This is a genomic window from Frankia sp. ACN1ag (genome assembly GCF_001414035.1).
GTDB classification, from domain to species: domain Bacteria; phylum Actinomycetota; class Actinomycetes; order Frankiales; family Frankiaceae; genus Frankia; species Frankia torreyi.
On the sequence record NZ_LJPA01000007.1, the window covers coordinates 210708 to 226982 of the forward strand.

Consider the following 16275-nt stretch of genomic DNA (forward strand, 5'->3'; position numbering starts at 1 on the left):
AGGGTCATATGCCCCAGGTCGCGGCGATGCTCGGCGAGCCGTCCCAGCATCCGGCGGACCGGCTGGCCGTCGTGATGGCTGACGGCAGCGCGCAGCTCACCTTCGGTGAGCTGGAACGTCGCAGCCGGCAGGTCGCGCACCTGCTCGCGGGCTACGGTCTGCGCCCCGGCGACCACGTGGCGATCCTGCTGCCGAACCGGCCCGAGTACTTCGAGGTCTCCTGGGGCGCGCAGCGCAGCGGCCTGTACTGGACGCCGGTCAACTGGCACCTCACCGCCGAGGAGACCGCCCACATCGTGGACGACTGCGGGGCACGGGTGCTGTTCACCTCCGCCGAGCTGGCCCCGATCGTCAAGCGGGTCCGGGAGTCCGCCGCCCGGCTGGAGCACATCGTCATGATCGATGCCGGGCCGGCCGAGCTCGCCGAGGGCATCCTCGACCACCGCACCGCCCTCGCCGGCCAGCCGGATGGCGAGCCCGCCGGCCAGGTCGAGGGCATCTACATGTTCTACTCGTCGGGCACGACGGGCCGCCCCAAGGGCATCGAGCCGGCGTTGCCGCTCGACCCGTTCGGCACCGGCCTGGCCATCGACCGCGCGATGGTCGGCTCGTTCGGATTCGGCCCCGACAGCGTCTACCTGTGCCCGGCGCCGCTCTACCATGCGGCGCCGACGGGCTGGAGCACCGCGACCCAGCGCCTCGGCGGCACGGTCGTCCTCATGGAGCGCTTCGATCCGGTCGAGGCGTTGCGGGCGATCGAGCGCTACCGGGTCACCCACGTCCAGGTCGTGCCGACGATGTTCGTCCGCCTGCTCAAGCTGCCCGCCGCGCAGCGCACCGCCTTCGACCTGTCCAGCCTGCGCCTGGTCGTGCACGCCGCCGCGCCCTGCCCGCCGGAGGTCAAGCAGCAGGTGATCGACTGGCTCGGGCCGATCGTCTTCGAGTACTACGCCGGTAGCGAGGGCGGCGGCATGTGCGCGCTGACCTCGCAGGAGTGGCTCACCCACCGCGGCTCGGTGGGGCGGCCCGTCATCGGGGTCGTGCACATCGTCGGCGAGGACGGCGCGGAGCTGCCCGTGGGCGAGATCGGCCGGGTCTACTTCGACAGCCCGACCCGGATGGAGTACCACAACGACCCGGAGAAGACCGCCGCCGCCTACAACGACCGTGGCTGGCTCACCCTCGGCGACCTCGGCCACCTCGACGCCGACGGCTACCTCTACCTGGCCGATCGCCGAACCGACCTGGTCATCTCCGGTGGGGTCAACCTCTATCCGCAGGAGATCGAGAACGTGCTGATCCTGCACCCCGCCGTCGCCGACGTCGCGGTGATCGGCGTGCCGGACGCGGAGATGGGGCAGCGGCTGCTCGCCGTGGTCCAACCGACCGCCGAGGCGGTCGTCGGGGCGGAGCTCGCGGCCGAGCTGCAGGCGTTCGGCCGCGAGCGGCTCGCCGGCTTCAAGGTGCCGCGCACGGTCGAGTTCGTCGAGGAGCTGCCGCGGCTGCCCACCGGCAAGCTGCAGCGCATCCGGCTGCGCGAGCGCTACGCCGGCTGAGGGGCGCCCCTCAGCCGTGGTCGGCGCCCAGGCGCGCCCGGTTGCCGGCCATCACCTCGACCCGGCGCTGCTCGATCTCGCCGAACGCCGGCGGGGTCTCGATCGTGCCGCGCGCCTCGGCGGCGCTCGCCGGGCCGGTGTAGGTGGCGATGCCGTCGGCGTAGACCTTCTTCAGCCCGCGCATCATCCGCGGGTCGACCTCGCCCACGGACGCGGCCACCGCCAGCGCCCGATCGCGCAGCTCCCCGTGCGGCACGACCTCGGTGACCAGCCCCATGCGCAGCGCTTCGGCGGCGTCGACGAGCGCGCCGGTCATCGACATCCGCCGGGCGTTGCCGACGCCGACGAACAACGGCAGGTGCGCGGTCAGCCCGCCGCCGGGCAGCACCCCGACGCGCACGTGCGTGTCGGCGAACACGGCGCGCTCGGAGGCGATGAGGAAGTCGCAGCCCAGCGCGATCTCCAGGCCGCCGGTGAACGCCGGCCCGTTGACGGCGCCGATGACCGGGGTCCGCATCCGCGCGACCTGGCCGACGCAGTTGGTGCCCTCGAACTGGTCGAAGTACTTCTTGCCATCCCGCGCGGCCTCCTTGAGGTCGACGCCGGCGCAGAACGCCGGGTCCGCGCCGGTCAGGACGACCACGTGCACGTCCGGGTCCTCGTCCGCGGCGACTAACGCCGAATACAGCGCGGTGACGAGCCCGCCGCCGAGCGCGTTGCGGGCCNGGGGCCGGTTCAGGGTGATCAGGCGCGTGGTGCCGAGCGTCTCGGCGATCAGGATCTCACTCATTCGAGGAGTATTTCCCAGCGGTGTCGCAGCCGCGACCCTTCCCACCTGCGGTGCTGCCGGTGGCGGAGGTGGCCGCCGCGACAGGCGACCGCGCGGGTGTCCGTGGGAGGGTAGCGTCGCCCGCATGGACCGTGGCGGTCGCCTGGTCGGCATCTACACCGCGGCCGGCCGCGGCGCGGCGATGCGGGCCCGCTCCCGGGTGCGGGTGATCGAGGGCCAGGGCCTGGACGGTGACCGCTACGCGGCGGGCACCGGGACCTACTCCGCGTGGGGCGGTTCCGGGCGGGCGGTGACGCTGATCGCCCGGGAGGCGATCCGTGCCGTGGTCGACGACGGTCGGGTCACGCTCGCCGAACACGAGACGCGGCGCAACCTGGTGACCGAGGGGATCGACCTGCCGGATCTGATCGGCAGGGCGTTCCGCGTCGGGGACGTGGTGCTGTACGGCGCGCGGCCGTGCCCGCCGTGCGGCTATCTCGAACGCCTGCTCGACCGCCCGGGCCTGTGGCGGGCCCTCGCCGAGCGGGGCGGCCTGCGGGCGGACGTCATGCGCGGAGGCACGGTCGAGCTCGGCGCCGCCATCGTCCCGCTGTTCACCGGCTGAACAGCCCGGATCAGTCGTCGATGCCGGGGACGCCGGGAAGTCGGTGCCGGGCAGTCGGGGAGGCGACAGGACCGAAACCTACAGCGTCGTGTTCGTCGCGGAGCGAGACCGTAGGCTGAGGCGGTGTCGTCTTCGCGTGCTTCCGGCGCTTTGAGATCGCGGGCCGTCCCGCCGTCCGGCCGTGCGCGGCCCGCCGGGCGGCCCGGGCGGCTCCTCGCGGGTGGCCTTGTGCTCGGGTGTGCCGTCGGGTTCGGGGCGGTTGCGGCGGGGTGCTCCTCCGACGGGTCCGGCGCGGCGGCGGACGTCCGGATCACCGGCTGCGAGCGCGACCCCGACAACCACCGGGCGGTGGTGACGGGCGAGGTGAACAACGGCTCGTCCAAGCGGTCGAACTACGTCATCCAGGTCGACGTCAAGGCCAACGACAGCAAGATCNAAAGCGGGTTGGCGTCGCTGTTCAAGGTGGACTCCGGCGCCCGCAAGACGTTCACGGTCCGGCCGGTGGGCGCGGACGTCCCCAGCGACACCAAGCTGACCTGCACCGTCGCCCACGTCGGGCGGATCGCCGCCGAATAGCGGCCGGACGGGCCGCGGTGGCGCGGGCCGAAGGGCCGAGCCGGGGCGCCGGCAATCGCTTGTCCCCGGGTACCAAGGCGGCATACACAGGGATCGGCGCTGGACCAGCGTCACCAGCAGCGAGCAGTCGCTGGCCCGGGTGATCCGTGGAGGATGCCGATGTCCGACTCCGAGCGTGTGTCCGTCCAGCGGCGGGTGCCGGCCGCCGCGAGCGAGATCTTCGCGCTCATCACGGATCCGCACGGCCATGTGCGCATCGACGGCTCCGGGATGCTCGTCGCCCCGGTCGACGCTAAGCGCCTCGAGCAGGTCGGCGACACCTTCGAGATGGACATGGACCGCGAGCCGCTCGGCGACGTCCCCCTCGGCCGCTACAAGGTGATCAACACGGTCACCAGGTTCAGCCGGGACGCGCAGCTCGAATGGGGCGTCGCGGGGGTCGGCATGCCGAACGTCGGTCACGTCTACGGCTACCTGCTCGACCCCGTCGACGCGACCACCACCGACGTGACGTCCTACTGCGACTGGAGTGGGTCGCCCGAGCGGTGGAAGGCCCGGATCACCTGGCCGGTCGTCCCGGTGGCGTCCCTGGAGAAGTCGCTGGAGAACCTGGCCCGCGTCGTCGCGGCGTCGGCCGGCTGACCCCCGGCGCCGCGCGGTCAGGACCGGGCGATGTCGGCTGACCGGTGGTCGAGGCGGTCCGGTGCGGGCGCGGCCGGGGCGGGGCGGCGGGCAGGCGGCGTGGGCCGGTCGGGCCGCCGGACGGCTGGTACGCACCCCGACCCGGCTGGTCGCGGCCCGGCTGGTCAAGGTCGAGCCGATCACTGCCCGGCTGGTCAAGGTCGGGCCGGTCGCGCAGCAGGCCGACCCGGGCGGCGACCCCGAGGCTGTACAGCAGGGAGCGCACCCGGGAGTCGATCTCGTCCCGGATCGGCCGGACGTCCTCGAGGGGCTTCTCCGCCGGGTCGTCGAGCTCCCAGGTGAGGTACCGGGTGTGCGGGTAGATCGGGACGGTGTCGCCACAGCCCATGGTGATGACGACCGACGCGGCGCGCACGGCGTCGTCGGTGAGCCGGGTCGGGCAGGCTCCGGACAGGTCGATGCCGACCTCGGCCATGGCCGCGACCACCGGCAGATGCAGGGTCGCCGCGGGCGCGGGGCCGGCGGAGCGGGCCTGAACCCGGCCGCGGCCGTGCTGGTCGAGCAGCGCGGCACCCATCTGTGAGCGTCCCGCGTTGTGCACGCACACGAACAGCACCTCGGGCGGGCGCTGCATGGGCACCATGGGCTGGGCGGGTCGCAGCGGGGCGGTGTCGACGGACAACGAGTCGACGGACAACGAGTCGACGGACAACGAGTCGACGGGCGTCGAATTGATGGACATCGAGTCGGACGGCGAGCGCCCGGTCATCGGGGCCACGGCGTCAGAAGATGCGGGGCGCGCCAGGAACGGCGCCGCCGATCGGACCAGCGGAACCCCCCGCAGGCTGACCCGACGGTGACGGCGCCCCTGCCGCCGGCCGCATGGACGGGTGTCTCGCCCGGTGCTGACCCGCGCTGCCCGAAGGCGTCCGCGCGCTGTCGCCGGTCCGTGGTGTCCACGCATGAATTTCAGGCATTCATCCCATCTTACAGGGACGTGCCGGGCTGTCATGGGTGAAACCCGCAGCAGCGGCGGAGACCGGCCGACGACCGCGCCGGCCGGTCTCAGCCGAGACCGTCGAGCAGCGCGGGGAGATCGGCGAACGAGTCGATGACGTGGTCGGGACGCCCGGAGGCCGCCGCGAGGGTGTCGGACCGGAACTTGCCGGTGCGGACCAGCACCCCGGTCAGTCCATGGCGGGCGGCCGCGAGCACGTCGTGCTCGACGTCATCGCCGATCATGACCGCCTCCGCGGGCCGCGAACCGAGCGCGCGCAGCGCGGTGGCGAAGAACTCCGCCGCCGGCTTGCCGACGACGACCGCCGGCCGGCCGAGCGCCTGCTCCAGACCGTGCAGGTAGGCGCCGGTGTCAAGCTGGAGGCCGCCGCTGGTGCGCCAGAACAGGTTGCGGTGCAGCGCGACAAGGGGCACGCCGTCCGTCGCCCAGGCGAAGACCTGGTTGATCGCCTCGTAGCTGAACTCCGGCCCGGCACCGCCCAGCACGATGACATCCGGCCGTTCGCCGGGCACGCTGAGCGCCACCCCCTCGAGATCGGCGCGGATGTCCCCGCTGGTGAGCACGTGGCAGCGGGCGGCCGGGTGGTGCTGGCGCAGGTAGGACGCGGCCATGGCGGGCGCGGTGAACACCTCGCCGGGGTCGACCGTGAAGCCCGCGGCCGCGAGCGTCGCCGCGATCGACGCCCGGTCGCGGGAGGTGGTGTTCGTGACGAACGCGACGCCGAGCCCCACCGCCCGCAGCCGGTCCAGCGCCTGGGGCGCGCCGGGCAGCGCCTGCCAGGACACCGTCAGCACGCCGTCGATGTCGATGAGCACGGTCCGGATGCGCTCCATGCCGCCGAGACGCTACCGAGTCCGCCGCCCCCGCCGGCCGGCGGGGGCGGCGCGCACCGGTCCGGTCAGCTCGGCCGCCGGGAATGTGCGGTCATCGGCAGCCCGTCCCGCGGGCGCAGCGTGACCAGCGGATGGGGGACGACATCGAGGCCGGGCACGGGCCGCAGCGACCGGTGCCGGGCGATCGCGGCGAGCGCCAGCGCCCCCTCGGCCAGCGCGAACGTGTTGCCGATGCACTGGCGGGGACCGCCACCGAACGGGAAGTAGGCGAACCGTGGACGCTCGGGCACCGCCTCGGTGTCGGTGTCGGTGTCGGTTGTCGCCGCGCAGGGGCGCAGCCAGCGGGTCGGATCGAACCGGTCCGGGTCCGGCCACCAGCGCTCGTCGCGGTGCACCACCCACTGGCTGAACAGCAGCGTGGAACCGGCCGGCAGCAGGTGCCCGCCGACCTCGCGGTCCTCGGTGAGGTGGCGGCCCATCGCCCAGACCGGCGGGTAGAGCCGCATGGCTTCCTGCAGCACCGCCTGGGTGTACTCCAACCGGGGCAGATCGTCGATCGTCGGGGGCCGCCCGCCCAGCACCGTGTCGAGCTCGGCCTGCAACGCCCGCTCGGCCTGTGGGTCGGCGCCGAGGAGATGGAACGTCCAGGACAGCGCGTTTGCCGTGGTCTCGTGCCCAGCGAGCAGCAGCGTCAACGCCTCGTCGCGGACCTGGGTGTCGTCCATCCGCGCACCGGTCTCGGCGTCCTGGGTGAACAGCAGCAGGGAGAGCAGGTCGTCGCCGGTGGCGCCGGCCGCCCGCCGCCGGGCGATCAGGCCGTAGACCATGCGGTCGAGGGCGTCGCGGGAGGCCCGCCGGCGGCGGGAGGCGGGCAGCGGCAGCCGCTCGGCGGCGGTGAAGCCGGGCAGGACGCGGCGACCCGCCGCCGGCATGTTCTCGTGCAGCGCGGTGCGGACGACCTCGATCAGGGCGTCGTCGAGCGGCACGTCGAACAGGGTGCGCGCGACGATCTCCAGCGTCATCTCGGACATCTCGGCGTGGACGTCGAGGCGCTGGCCGTCGCGCCAACGGCGGGCGGTGGAGTCGGCGATCGCGGCGAACGCCGCGCCGTAGCCGGCGATCCGCTGGCGGTGGAACAGCGGCTGCATGAGCCGCCGGTTCGTGCGGTGGGTCTGCCCGGAGCTGGTCAACAGCCCCCGGCCAAGCAGGAGCGACAGCGGTTGGACGACCGTCAGGCGCCCGCCGCGACCGCGCCGCGCCGCCCCCTTGGCGTAGGCACGGTGGCCGCCGACCAGGGCGTCGGCGATCGCCTCCGGGTCGCTGACCAGGTAGGCCGACACGGGCCAGGCGGCGAGATGCACCACCGGGCCGTAGGCGCGGCGCAGGTCGAGGAACCGGGTGAGGGGATCGGACCGCATCCGGCGCAGGGCCGCCAGCCCATTGCCGGCCGGCCCGGGCACCTCCGCCGCCGGGCGTGGTGCCACCCGCACAGCCGGATGCTCAGTTGACACGGTCACTTCGCTACCTCCTCGGACGTCCCGACCCTCGTCAGGGTGGCCCGCCGGGATGCGAGGCAGATGTGAGCGGGACGTCACCTCGGCCGGGGGCGGGCCGGCGTGGCCACAGCCGGCGTCGCCACCGCCGGGGTGGCGGCGGCCGCGTCGGTGATTGCCGCGTCGGTGATCGGGGCCGCATGTGCCTCGGCGATGCCGGCGGCGGCGAGCCGGTCGAGGGTCCGGGCCAGGACCGCGGTGTCCTCCAGGGTCCTGACCTCGGTGATCTTCCCCCAGCGCATCCGCATGAACTGCATAACGACGTTGTCGTAGCGGGAGCCGTCCGGCAGGCCGGCGTCGACCGTGACGCGGGTGGCGATGCGGGTCGACCAGGGCCATCCGGCGACGAGCACGTCGTCGACCTGGAAGGTCGTGCCGGGCAGCAGCCGCTCGGTGCGTTGCCACCACAGCCGTAGCGCGGCCGCGGTGTGGCGCTCGCCGGACAGCGCGTGTTCCCCGTAGAAGCGGTAGGTGAACGTCGGCGCCATTCCGGCGATCATCGACTCCCAGTCGCCGGCGCTGATGGCGGCGAAGGCGGCGCGCACCCTGCCCGCCACGATGCGGTGGTACATCGGCCCTCCTGCTTTCGCTGGACCTGCGGGTCCCGGCGGTGGCGCCGGCCGCGGCGAGATCCACGCTAGCGGCAGTAAGTTCAATAGTGCAACCCGCTAGGCTCGGGTCATTGGTCGATATCCTTGTCGTAGAATGGAGGCATGTCCCGCTACCGACTTTGTCCGACTGTCGAACAGGCGGCTGTGCTGGAGGACCATTGCGGGCATGCGCGGTACGTGTGGAACCTCGCCGCGGAGCAACAGTCGTCGTGGAATCTGCGCCGCGGCCCGGCCCCCGGCTACAATGAGCAGTCGCGCCAGTTGACCGAGGCGCGTCGGGAGAATCCGTGGCTGGCGGCTGGTTCGCATATTGTCCAGCAGTAGGCGTTGCGGGATTTCGCCACGGCCATGGCGAATTTTTCCGGGGTTCGCATCGTAGGCCGTCGTGGCGGAAACGTGGCCGGTCGGCGGGTTTCCGGATTGTCGCGGTGAAACCCGCGGATGTGCGTACCCTGAACCGCCGCTGGTCCGAGGTCCGGATCCCGAAGGTGGGCTGGGTGCGGTTCCGCCGGTCCCGGACGGTCCCGGATGCACGTTCCTACCGGGTGACGCGGGACCGGGCGGGCCGCTGGCATGTCGCGTTCGCGGTCGTGCCCGATCCGATCCCGGCGCCGGGTACCGGCACGATTGTCGGGGCGGACCGGGGCGTGACCGTGTCGGCCGCGCTGAGCAGCGGGGAGTCGCTGCACTGTCCCGGGTTGCGGCCCGGGGAACAGGCTCGGCTGGTCCGCCTGCAACGCCGGCTCGTGAAGGCGAAACGTGGATCGAACCGGCGGGCCCGGCTCCGCGCGCGGATCGCCCGGGTGAAGGCCCGGGAGGTCGACCGGCGCAAGGACTGGGTCGAGAAGACCAGCACCGGTCTTGCCCGCCGGTACGACCTGATCCGGGTCGAGGCTCTGCCGGTCGGGACCATGACCCGCTCGGCGCGGGGCACCGTCGCCGCGCCGGGGCGGAACGTGCGGCAGAAAGCCGGGCTGAACCGGAGCATTCTCGCCCACGGCTGGGGGCTGCTGGTCCGGCGGTTGGAACAGAAAGCCCCCGGCCGGGTCGAGAAAATCAATCCTGCGTACACGTCGCAGACCTGTAACACCTGCGGGACCCGGGATCGGGAGGCGCGTGAGAACCAAGCCGTCTTCCGCTGTCGGGCCTGCGGATGTCAGGCGAACGCCGACGTGAACGCGGCACGGAACATCGCCCTGGGGCATCAGTGGGCAACCACGTGGGTGACTGCGCGGGGAGGCGACGCCAATGGGCGGCCCGTGAACCGCGAACCTCAACACTGCGCGCCCCCTCCGGTGGATGTGTAGAAGTTGGAATCCCCCGTGTTCACGCGAGGGAGGATGCCAAGCGCCAGACGAGCTTCGCGGCTATGCACTGCTCCCTCGCCCGGACTCTGGAGGTGGTGGGCGACTGGTGGTCGCCACTGGTGCTGCGCGACCTCTACCTGGGCATCCGCCGCTTCGACGAGCTGGTCACGGACCTGGGGATCTCCCGCAACCTGCTGACCTCCAGGCTGGCCGACCTGGTCGCCGGCGGAGTGGTCCGGCGGGTCCGGTATGCCGATCGTCCACCGCGGTTCGAGTACGAACTGACCGACGCCGGTCGCGACCTCGTCCCGGTGCTCCTCGGGATGACCGCCTGGGGGGATCGCTGGGCGACGCCCGAAGGCGGCCCGCCGATCCGGTTCGAGCACGACCGCTGCGGCCGGGAGTTCATCCCCACGGTGCACTGCTCCGCCTGCGGCGAGCCCGTCACCGCCGACGCTGTGCGCCCCCGGCCCGGCCTCGGCGGCCGGCGCGCGCCGGGGACGATGGTGCTCCCCGACCTCCTCGCCGATCGTCCCGACTGACCCGGCTGACCCGGTCGGACCCGCAGGCGAAGGGGCCCGGCGAGGACGTCCGCTCGCGGCTTGTCGACGTGCCGGCCAGGCTCCTGCCGGGTTGAGCCGCCCGCGCCACGCGGGCGCGGGCCGGCCGGCGCGGCGAGGCTCCCGGCCGGGACGGTGGCCGCGGCGCAGTGGACGGACGCCGGGGGTACGGCCGGCGCCGCCTCGGCGCGGCTCGCCGGTTCCGGCCGGCGGAGCGCCCCGGGACGGACGGCGGCCACGGGAACCGGTGCCGGCCGCGTCCCGACCCGGAGGCCGCGCCGGCCGGCGGGCTCGCGGTCAACGCCGCATCAGCAGCGAGCCGCCCAGCAGGTAGGCGCCGACCATCTCGAAGTTCATCGGCGACAGGGTGATGTGCGCGGCCGCGCTGTGGACGTCGCGCAGGCAGCGGTCGAGCCGCCCGCCCGCGCCCAGCGCGCGGGTGCCGGCCATGCTGTGCAGGCTGTCCACGGCCTTGACCGTGTTCTCGCCGACGGTGGCGGCGGCCAGCCTGATCAGCGCGGACAGCTCCTCGCCGCCGATCAGGCAGCGCAGGCTGGCATGGTTGGCGGCGTCTTCCAGCAGCAGCTCGGCGGAGCGGACCAGCGCGGCGGCGCGGGCGAGGCCGGCCTGGACGGTGTGGCTGGAGCCCAGGGTCTGCGTCCCCCGGGCGGGGACCGTGCCCACGGCGATGCCCGGGAAGGCGCTCAACGCATCCTGGGCGATGCCGAGGATCGTCGACGCCGTGGTGAACGGCCCGAAGTCGTAGTAGGCGATGGGATAGCCGCGGGAGGGACGGGCGGCCGGTGGGCGGCGCAGCAGGCCGCCGTCGACGGTGAACTCCTCGGGCACGAACTGGTCGTCGACGGTGAAGCTGACACTTCCCGTCCCCCGCAGGCCCGTCGTGAACCAGTCGTCGTCGAAGCGGACCGCGTCGGCGGGGACGAACAGCATCCGGGTCCGCGCGGTCGCCGCCGTCGCGGGATCGCCACCCGCAGGATCGCCACCCGCGGGATCGCCGCCCGGGGGGCCGCCCGCCGCGGGGCCGCCTCCCGAGGGGCCGCCTCCAGAGGGGCCGCCTCCCGCACTGTCGGGCGCCAGGACGAGGCCTTCCTCCGCGGCGGGGTCGACCTCCGTGACCAGGGAGGCACAGACGAGCCAGTCGGCGTGCGTGGATCCGCTCGCGAACGACCAGCGGCCCCGTAGTCGGTAGCCGCCGGGCACCGGCTCGGCCTGACCGGACGGGTTGATCCCACCGACCACGAGCCCGTCGCTGTCCTGGAAGAGCTGGCAGGCGACCTGCTCCGGCAGGTAGTCCGACATCCGGGAGATGACTCCCTGCACCCCCATCTGCCAGGCGACCGAGGCGTCGACGCGGGCGAGGGCCTGCAGGACGGCGGAACCGGTCCGGACGCTGACTCCGCCGCCACCGAAGGACGGGGACACCCACATGCGGTGAATATTCTGATCCCGCAGCGCGGCGATGACGGCGGGCGGCGTCACCCTTTCCCGTTCGGCCTGCTCGCGATGGCGGACCAGGACGGGAGTGACCTTCTCGACTCGCGAGAGCCACTCGGTCGTCTCTTCGTGGGAGTGTGCGGAGCCGCTCCAGGACACGTCAGATACCTACTCTGCTCGGAATTCGCGTCGGGTCTGCAGGCAAAGGCCGGAACGGAAGTGCCGGTAGGCTCTTGACCGGCAGGTTTCCGGCTCTTTGCGGGGACGGGCGGCCGGTTGCCATTGTTGTTGACAGCTCGATACGCGCCGGCGCCGGGTGGCCCGTAGGTGGTGGATGCCAGGGGCCGCCCACCGGAGCGGGACGCGCGACGAGGCGGTGCGCCGCGGTCGTAGTGGCGCTGAGCTGCGCGGACATCCGCCGCCCCTTCCTCATCGGGGCAGGCGACCGCGGGTTGCGGCCACCTTGCGGCCCGGCGTTCAGCCGCATCTACGGTTAGATCCTAGCAATTTAAACGCAGATGCGGTCTGATGTAGGAAGAAGGGTCCGTGGGTGCGGTCCAGTTGGCCGGGTCGGACGGTCCGATAGGCCCCAGTGTGACCCGACTGCCCGGGGGTATTCGCCGGTCGCAGCGTTGCTCGAACGGCCGGAAGACGGCCGCGTGACTCGGGTAACACCGTCGTCATGCAACTCGTCCGATACATGAGCTAGATAAGGTCGATTCATGATCCTTAGTATTCGTAACCGATTCACCGGAATTATTACCGAGATAGTTAGCGGCTCGGTCATGGGAACCGTCACCATGGAGATTCCCGGCGGCCAGTCGCTCGCGGCCACGGTCACGATGGACGCGATCAAGGATCTCGGTATCGGCATCGGCACCGCCGTGGAGGCGCTCATCAAGTCGACCGACATCGCGGTGGCGACCACCGAGGTGTCCGGACTGAGTATCCGGAACAAGCTGGCGGGCACGCTCGTCGGACTCGACTCCGGCGGTGCGATGTCAGTCGCGAGGATCAAGGTCGGCAAGGATGTGGAGCTCACGGCGGCGATCACCCGGGCGGCGGCCGAGGAGCTCAAGCTCGAGCCCGGTACGCCGGTCACCGCACTGATCAAGTCCACCGAGGTCTCCTTCTCCGCAGTCTGACGCGCCCTCCGCGCCGACCGGCGCATCCGCCGGTCGGCGCGCGGCGCCTCCTCGGCAGCCCGTAGCGTCCGCCTGCCGCCTGCCGCCTGCCGCCTGCCGCCTGCCGCCTGCCGCCTGCCGCCTGCCGCCTGCCGCCGCAGCCCTTGCCCTCGCGCCGCCGCTTGCCGCCAGCTCGGCTGCGGTGCCCGCCCGCGGCCCGCGCCTGGCCGCCTGGCCGCCTGGCCGCCTGGCGAAGTCACCCGATCCGGGTGTCCGGGTGCGGTTCGGAAAAGGACGCACTGTTATTGCGACCCAGGGTGGGTACCCCGTAACGCAGGGCCTGACCACCCGCTGTGCGGGGGATCGCACCGGCATGCCCCCCGGCGGTCGCGATACGCGTCCCTGACGTCGACGTACTGTCACCGAATCCGGGTGACCGCTTTCGCATCCCATATTCCATCAGTGGCCCGACGTATGCGGAGAATGCGCGGTTTCCCGGCTCGGCCGCAGTGCTTCCGCGGACAAGCCGGATGGCCGCCGTCGACCAGGAGGCGGGAATTCTCGTGGAGATCGCAATCACCGGGGCAACCGGATTTCTGGGTGTGCATCTGGTGCGGGAACTTCTCGAGCGGAATGCGTCGCTGACGGTTCTGGCCCATGCGGGCTCCGGGGACGCCGCGGCCCGGCTCGCCAGGTTCCTGCAGGTCACCGGGGCCAGCCCGCGGCTGGTCGACGAGCTCCCGCACCGGGTCTCGGTGGTCGACGTGGACGTGGCCGAGCCGTTCCTCGGCCTCGCTCGTGCCGATTTTCGGCGGGTGGCGGACGGCGTCGACGCCATCTGGCACAGCGCCGCCCAGACGAAGCTCGCCGGCGACCTCACCGAGCTGCAGCACGTCAACGTCGGCGGCACCCGGAACATGCTGGCGCTGGCGGCGGCGGGCGGGCGACGGCCGCGTTTCTACCACGTGAGCACGGCGTTCGTGGCCGGCCTGCGGCCCGACCCGGTCGTCTACGAGGACCAGCTCGACGCCTCGTGGGGATTTGCCAGCCCGTACGAGCAATCGAAGTACGAGGCGGAGGTCGTGGTCCGGGACTGGTCGGCCGACAGCGGCCGGCCGGTCGTGGTGTTCCGGCCGAGCGTCCTGGTCAGCCACCGCCCGCCGCATCCGGACCTGCCGTCGGACACCCTGGAGGCGGTCGCCCGCTTCATGCTCACGATCGCCTCGATGGCGGTGGAAGGCGGCCTGGTCGACGCCGAGGAGCCGGCCGTGCAGACCGTGCGGGTCGTCGGCGACCCGCAGGCACGCTGGAACATGATGGCCGTCGATGACGCCGTGCGGGACATGGTGCGCCTCGCCGGGCGCCCACCGGCCGGCGCGACGACCACCTATCACATCGTCAGCAGCCGCGACCTGCCCGTGTCGCTGCCCATCGACCTGCTGGAGAGCCTCCTGCCGGTCCGCGTGGAGCTCGTCGAGCAGCCCCCGACCGACCCGACGCCGCTGGAACGGATCATCGGCATGGTGCCCGGGTTCCTCATGTACCTGCGCCATCGCCACGTCTTCGACGACACCCGCACCCGCACGGCGCTGGGCGAGCGGCTCGCCGAGACGCTGGTGGACCGGGACTACCTGCTCTCCGGCCTGGGCGTCGCGGAGATGGACCTGGCTCCGGGCGACCTGCTCGCCTCCGACCTGCTGGCCCGCGCCCTGTCCGCCTACGACCCGACGACCAGGGCCGATCCCGCCGCACGAGCCGATCCCGCCGCGCCTCTCGACCCCGCCGCGCGGACCTACCCGGCCGCACGGACAGACCCGGCGCCGCGGGTCGAATCCGCCCAGATCAAATCCGCCCCGGGTGGGAGCAGCCGATGACCGTCACCCCTCGACCGCCCCGCATCGCGGGCCCGCCGGAGCGCCGGAGCCGTCCTGCGCCGGCGCTGCGCCGGCCGCCTGCGCGTCGGCCCCACCCGGATGGATCCGACAGCCGGCCGGTGACGGCACCGACCTGGCGGCCGGGCCCGCACCCGGCGGCCTTCACCGGACCGGAGCTTGCCGCCTGCGTGCGCGCGGTGCGGGAGCCGGTGCACCTGCTGGCCGTGCCCGGCCGGGGCGTCGGCCTCGGTCTCGGCGGCGACGTCGGCGCCGGGGACCCCGCCGCCCCGGTGGTGGTGGGCATCCTGCCCGCCCTGTACCCGGAGTGGCTTGGCGACCGCTCGTTCGCGGCGGCGCACGGGGNGCGTTTCCCCTACATCGCCGGGGAGATGGCGACCGGCATCGCGACGACCGCGATGGTGACCGCGATGGCCCGCGCCCGGATGCTCGGCTTCTTCGGCTCGGGCGGGCTGGGACTCGACCGGATCGAGAAGGCCGTCGTCACCCTGGCCGACGCGCTCGCCGGCCAGCCGAACTGGGGGGTCAACCTGCTGCACTCGCCGGGCGACCCGGCGCTGGAGAACACCACCGCCGCCCTGCTGCTGCGCCACGGGGTTCCGTGCGTCTCGGCGTCGGCGTTCATGTCGATCACGCCGGCGGTGGTCCGCTGCGCGGCGGCGGGGTTGCGCCGCACGCCCGACGGCCGGGTGGAGCGCCGAACCCGGGTGTTCGCGAAGATCTCCCGGCCCGAGGTCGCCGAGCAGTTCATGTCGCCGCCGCCGGGGGAGATCCTGCGTGCCCTGGTCGACGCCGGGCAGATCACCGCGGCGGAGGCGGAGCTCGCGGCGGGCCTGCCGATCGCCGAGGACATCACGGTCGAGGCCGACAGCGCCGGGCATACCGACGGGCGGCCGATGGCCATCGTGGTCCCGGCCGTGCAGGCCGTGCGGGACCGGGTCGTCGCCCGCTTCGACTACCCGCGGCCAGTGCGGGTGGGCGCCGCCGGCGGCCTGGGCACGCCGCAGGCGGTCGCGGCGGCCTTCGCGCTCGGCGCGGCCTACGTGCTCACCGGTTCGGTGAACCAGGTCAGCGTCGAGTCCGGCCAGTCCGAGGACGCCAAGGCGATGCTCGCCGGTGCCGACCTGGCCGACGTGGCGCTGGCGCCGGCCGCGGACATGTTCGAACTCGGCGCCAAGGTGCAGGTGCTGCGCCGCGGATCGATGTTCGCGCCGCGTGCCGGGCTGCTGTTCGAGGCGTACCGCCGGCACGACAGCCTGGAACAGCTCGCCCCCGAACTGCGCGCGAAGCTGGAGCGCGACCTGTTCGGCATGTCCCTGGACGACGTGTGGACCCGCACCGCCGCGTACTGGGTCGAACGCGACCCCGGCCAGGTGGAGCGGGCGTTGCACGATGCCAAGCACCGGATGGCGCTGGTGTTCCGGTGGTATCTGGGGAACTCCGGCCGGTGGGCGCTCGCCGGCGAGCAGAGCCGGCGCACCGACTACCAGATCTGGTGCGGTCCGGCGATGGGCGCGTTCAACCGGTGGATCAGCGGCAGCTTCCTCGCACAGGCGGCGGAGCGCAGCGTCGTCCAGATCGCCCTGAACCTCCTCGAAGGAGCGGCGGTGGTCACCCGCGCTCATCAGGTGCGCAGCTTCGGGGTGCCGGTGGGTGTCGCTCAGTTCCCGCCGCGCCGGCTGGTGCTCGGCGCCGACGGCTGACCTCGCGGCCGGTCGGTCTCGAAAGGGCCGGCCGGTCCGGAAGGAGACACG

The 16275-nt window shown here is 73.0% G+C and carries 12 protein-coding genes and 4 pseudogenes; 9 read left to right on the forward strand and 7 right to left on the reverse strand.

Annotation, left to right across the window (positions count from 1 at the left end; translation table 11 throughout):
- The first annotated feature begins 8 nt into the window (after nt 1–8).
- Nucleotides 9–1556, forward strand: a complete 1548-nt coding sequence (locus UK82_RS08550; RefSeq protein WP_082122097.1) for an acyl-CoA synthetase — start codon at nt 9–11, stop codon at nt 1554–1556.
- 10 nt (nt 1557–1566) lie between these two features.
- On the opposite strand, the gene UK82_RS08555 is transcribed toward UK82_RS08550, so the two are convergent.
- Nucleotides 1567–2281 (reverse strand): enoyl-CoA hydratase (locus UK82_RS08555; protein WP_236705661.1); only part of this gene is annotated, 715 nt, incomplete at its 5' end.
- A gap of 1 nt (nt 2282) precedes the next feature.
- Nucleotides 2283–2364 (reverse strand): annotated as a pseudogene (locus UK82_RS42490) (hypothetical protein); the annotation flags it as partial.
- A gap of 106 nt (nt 2365–2470) precedes the next feature.
- Here UK82_RS42490 and UK82_RS08560 point away from each other — a divergent pair.
- From UK82_RS08560 to UK82_RS08570, 3 genes are all read left to right on the forward strand, one after another.
- On the forward strand, nt 2471–2950 hold the full coding sequence (locus UK82_RS08560) for an MOSC domain-containing protein (RefSeq protein ID WP_044886803.1): 480 nt from the start codon (nt 2471–2473) through the stop codon (nt 2948–2950).
- 228 nt (nt 2951–3178) lie between these two features.
- On the forward strand, nt 3179–3385 hold a 207-nt coding region (locus tag UK82_RS36625), incomplete at its 3' end, for a hypothetical protein (protein WP_236705662.1).
- A gap of 300 nt (nt 3386–3685) precedes the next feature.
- Nucleotides 3686–4168: a polyketide cyclase gene (locus UK82_RS08570; protein WP_044886805.1), complete on the forward strand. Its 483-nt coding sequence runs from the start codon at nt 3686–3688 to the stop codon at nt 4166–4168.
- Between the two features lie 241 nt (nt 4169–4409).
- On the opposite strand, the pseudogene UK82_RS42495 reads toward UK82_RS08570, so the two are convergent.
- The 4 genes and pseudogenes from UK82_RS42495 to UK82_RS08590 all read right to left on the reverse strand — a co-directional run.
- Nucleotides 4410–4802, reverse strand: a pseudogene (locus UK82_RS42495) (arsenate reductase ArsC); the annotation flags it as partial.
- A 431-nt stretch (nt 4803–5233) separates the two neighbouring features.
- Nucleotides 5234–6019, reverse strand: coding sequence for a TIGR01458 family HAD-type hydrolase (locus tag UK82_RS08580; RefSeq protein WP_055406825.1), 786 nt, complete (start codon nt 6017–6019; stop codon nt 5234–5236).
- Between the two features lie 65 nt (nt 6020–6084).
- Nucleotides 6085–7536, reverse strand: coding sequence for a cytochrome P450 (locus UK82_RS08585; protein WP_044886808.1), 1452 nt, complete (start codon nt 7534–7536; stop codon nt 6085–6087).
- A 74-nt stretch (nt 7537–7610) separates the two neighbouring features.
- On the reverse strand, nt 7611–8144 hold the full coding sequence (locus tag UK82_RS08590) for a nuclear transport factor 2 family protein (protein ID WP_044886809.1): 534 nt from the start codon (nt 8142–8144) through the stop codon (nt 7611–7613).
- A gap of 141 nt (nt 8145–8285) precedes the next feature.
- Here UK82_RS08590 and UK82_RS08595 point away from each other — a divergent pair.
- Together UK82_RS08595 and UK82_RS08600 are read left to right on the forward strand one after the other, a co-directional pair.
- Nucleotides 8286–9490, forward strand: a pseudogene (locus UK82_RS08595) (RNA-guided endonuclease InsQ/TnpB family protein).
- A 62-nt stretch (nt 9491–9552) separates the two neighbouring features.
- Complete coding sequence (locus tag UK82_RS08600; protein ID WP_044886810.1) at nt 9553–10032, forward strand: helix-turn-helix domain-containing protein; 480 nt, start codon at nt 9553–9555, stop codon at nt 10030–10032.
- Nucleotides 10033–10347: 315 nt separating this feature from the next.
- Here UK82_RS08600 and UK82_RS08605 read toward each other — a convergent pair whose 3' ends face one another.
- Nucleotides 10348–11664, reverse strand: a complete 1317-nt coding sequence (locus UK82_RS08605) for an acyl-CoA dehydrogenase family protein (protein ID WP_055406826.1) — start codon at nt 11662–11664, stop codon at nt 10348–10350.
- Nucleotides 11665–12227: 563 nt separating this feature from the next.
- On the opposite strand from UK82_RS08605, the gene UK82_RS08610 reads away from it, so the two are divergent.
- The 3 genes and pseudogenes from UK82_RS08610 to UK82_RS08620 all read left to right on the forward strand — a co-directional run.
- Nucleotides 12228–12650, forward strand: a complete 423-nt coding sequence (locus UK82_RS08610; RefSeq protein ID WP_044886812.1) for a molybdopterin-binding protein — start codon at nt 12228–12230, stop codon at nt 12648–12650.
- A gap of 509 nt (nt 12651–13159) precedes the next feature.
- Entirely contained in the window at nt 13160–14503 is a 1344-nt protein-coding gene (locus UK82_RS08615) for an SDR family oxidoreductase (RefSeq protein ID WP_236705663.1), read from the forward strand.
- A gap of 364 nt (nt 14504–14867) precedes the next feature.
- Nucleotides 14868–16224 (forward strand): annotated as a pseudogene (locus UK82_RS08620) (PfaD family polyunsaturated fatty acid/polyketide biosynthesis protein); the annotation flags it as partial.
- Nucleotides 16225–16275: the final 51 nt, after the last annotated feature.

Excerpts from the sequence above, each read along its gene's own strand:
- UK82_RS08550 (WP_082122097.1), top strand. The coding sequence starts at position 9 with ATGCCCCAGGTCGCGGCGATGCTCGGCGAGCCGTCCCAGCATCCGGCG.
- UK82_RS08560 (WP_044886803.1), top strand. The coding sequence starts at position 2,471 with ATGGACCGTGGCGGTCGCCTGGTCGGCATCTACACCGCGGCCGGCCGC.
- UK82_RS08570 (WP_044886805.1), top strand. The coding sequence starts at position 3,686 with ATGTCCGACTCCGAGCGTGTGTCCGTCCAGCGGCGGGTGCCGGCCGCC.
- UK82_RS08580 (WP_055406825.1), bottom strand. The coding sequence starts at position 6,019 with ATGGAGCGCATCCGGACCGTGCTCATCGACATCGACGGCGTGCTGACG.
- UK82_RS08590 (WP_044886809.1), bottom strand. The coding sequence starts at position 8,144 with ATGTACCACCGCATCGTGGCGGGCAGGGTGCGCGCCGCCTTCGCCGCC.
- UK82_RS08600 (WP_044886810.1), top strand. The coding sequence starts at position 9,553 with ATGCACTGCTCCCTCGCCCGGACTCTGGAGGTGGTGGGCGACTGGTGG.
- UK82_RS08610 (WP_044886812.1), top strand. The coding sequence starts at position 12,228 with ATGATCCTTAGTATTCGTAACCGATTCACCGGAATTATTACCGAGATA.
- UK82_RS08615 (WP_236705663.1), top strand. The coding sequence starts at position 13,160 with ATGGCCGCCGTCGACCAGGAGGCGGGAATTCTCGTGGAGATCGCAATC.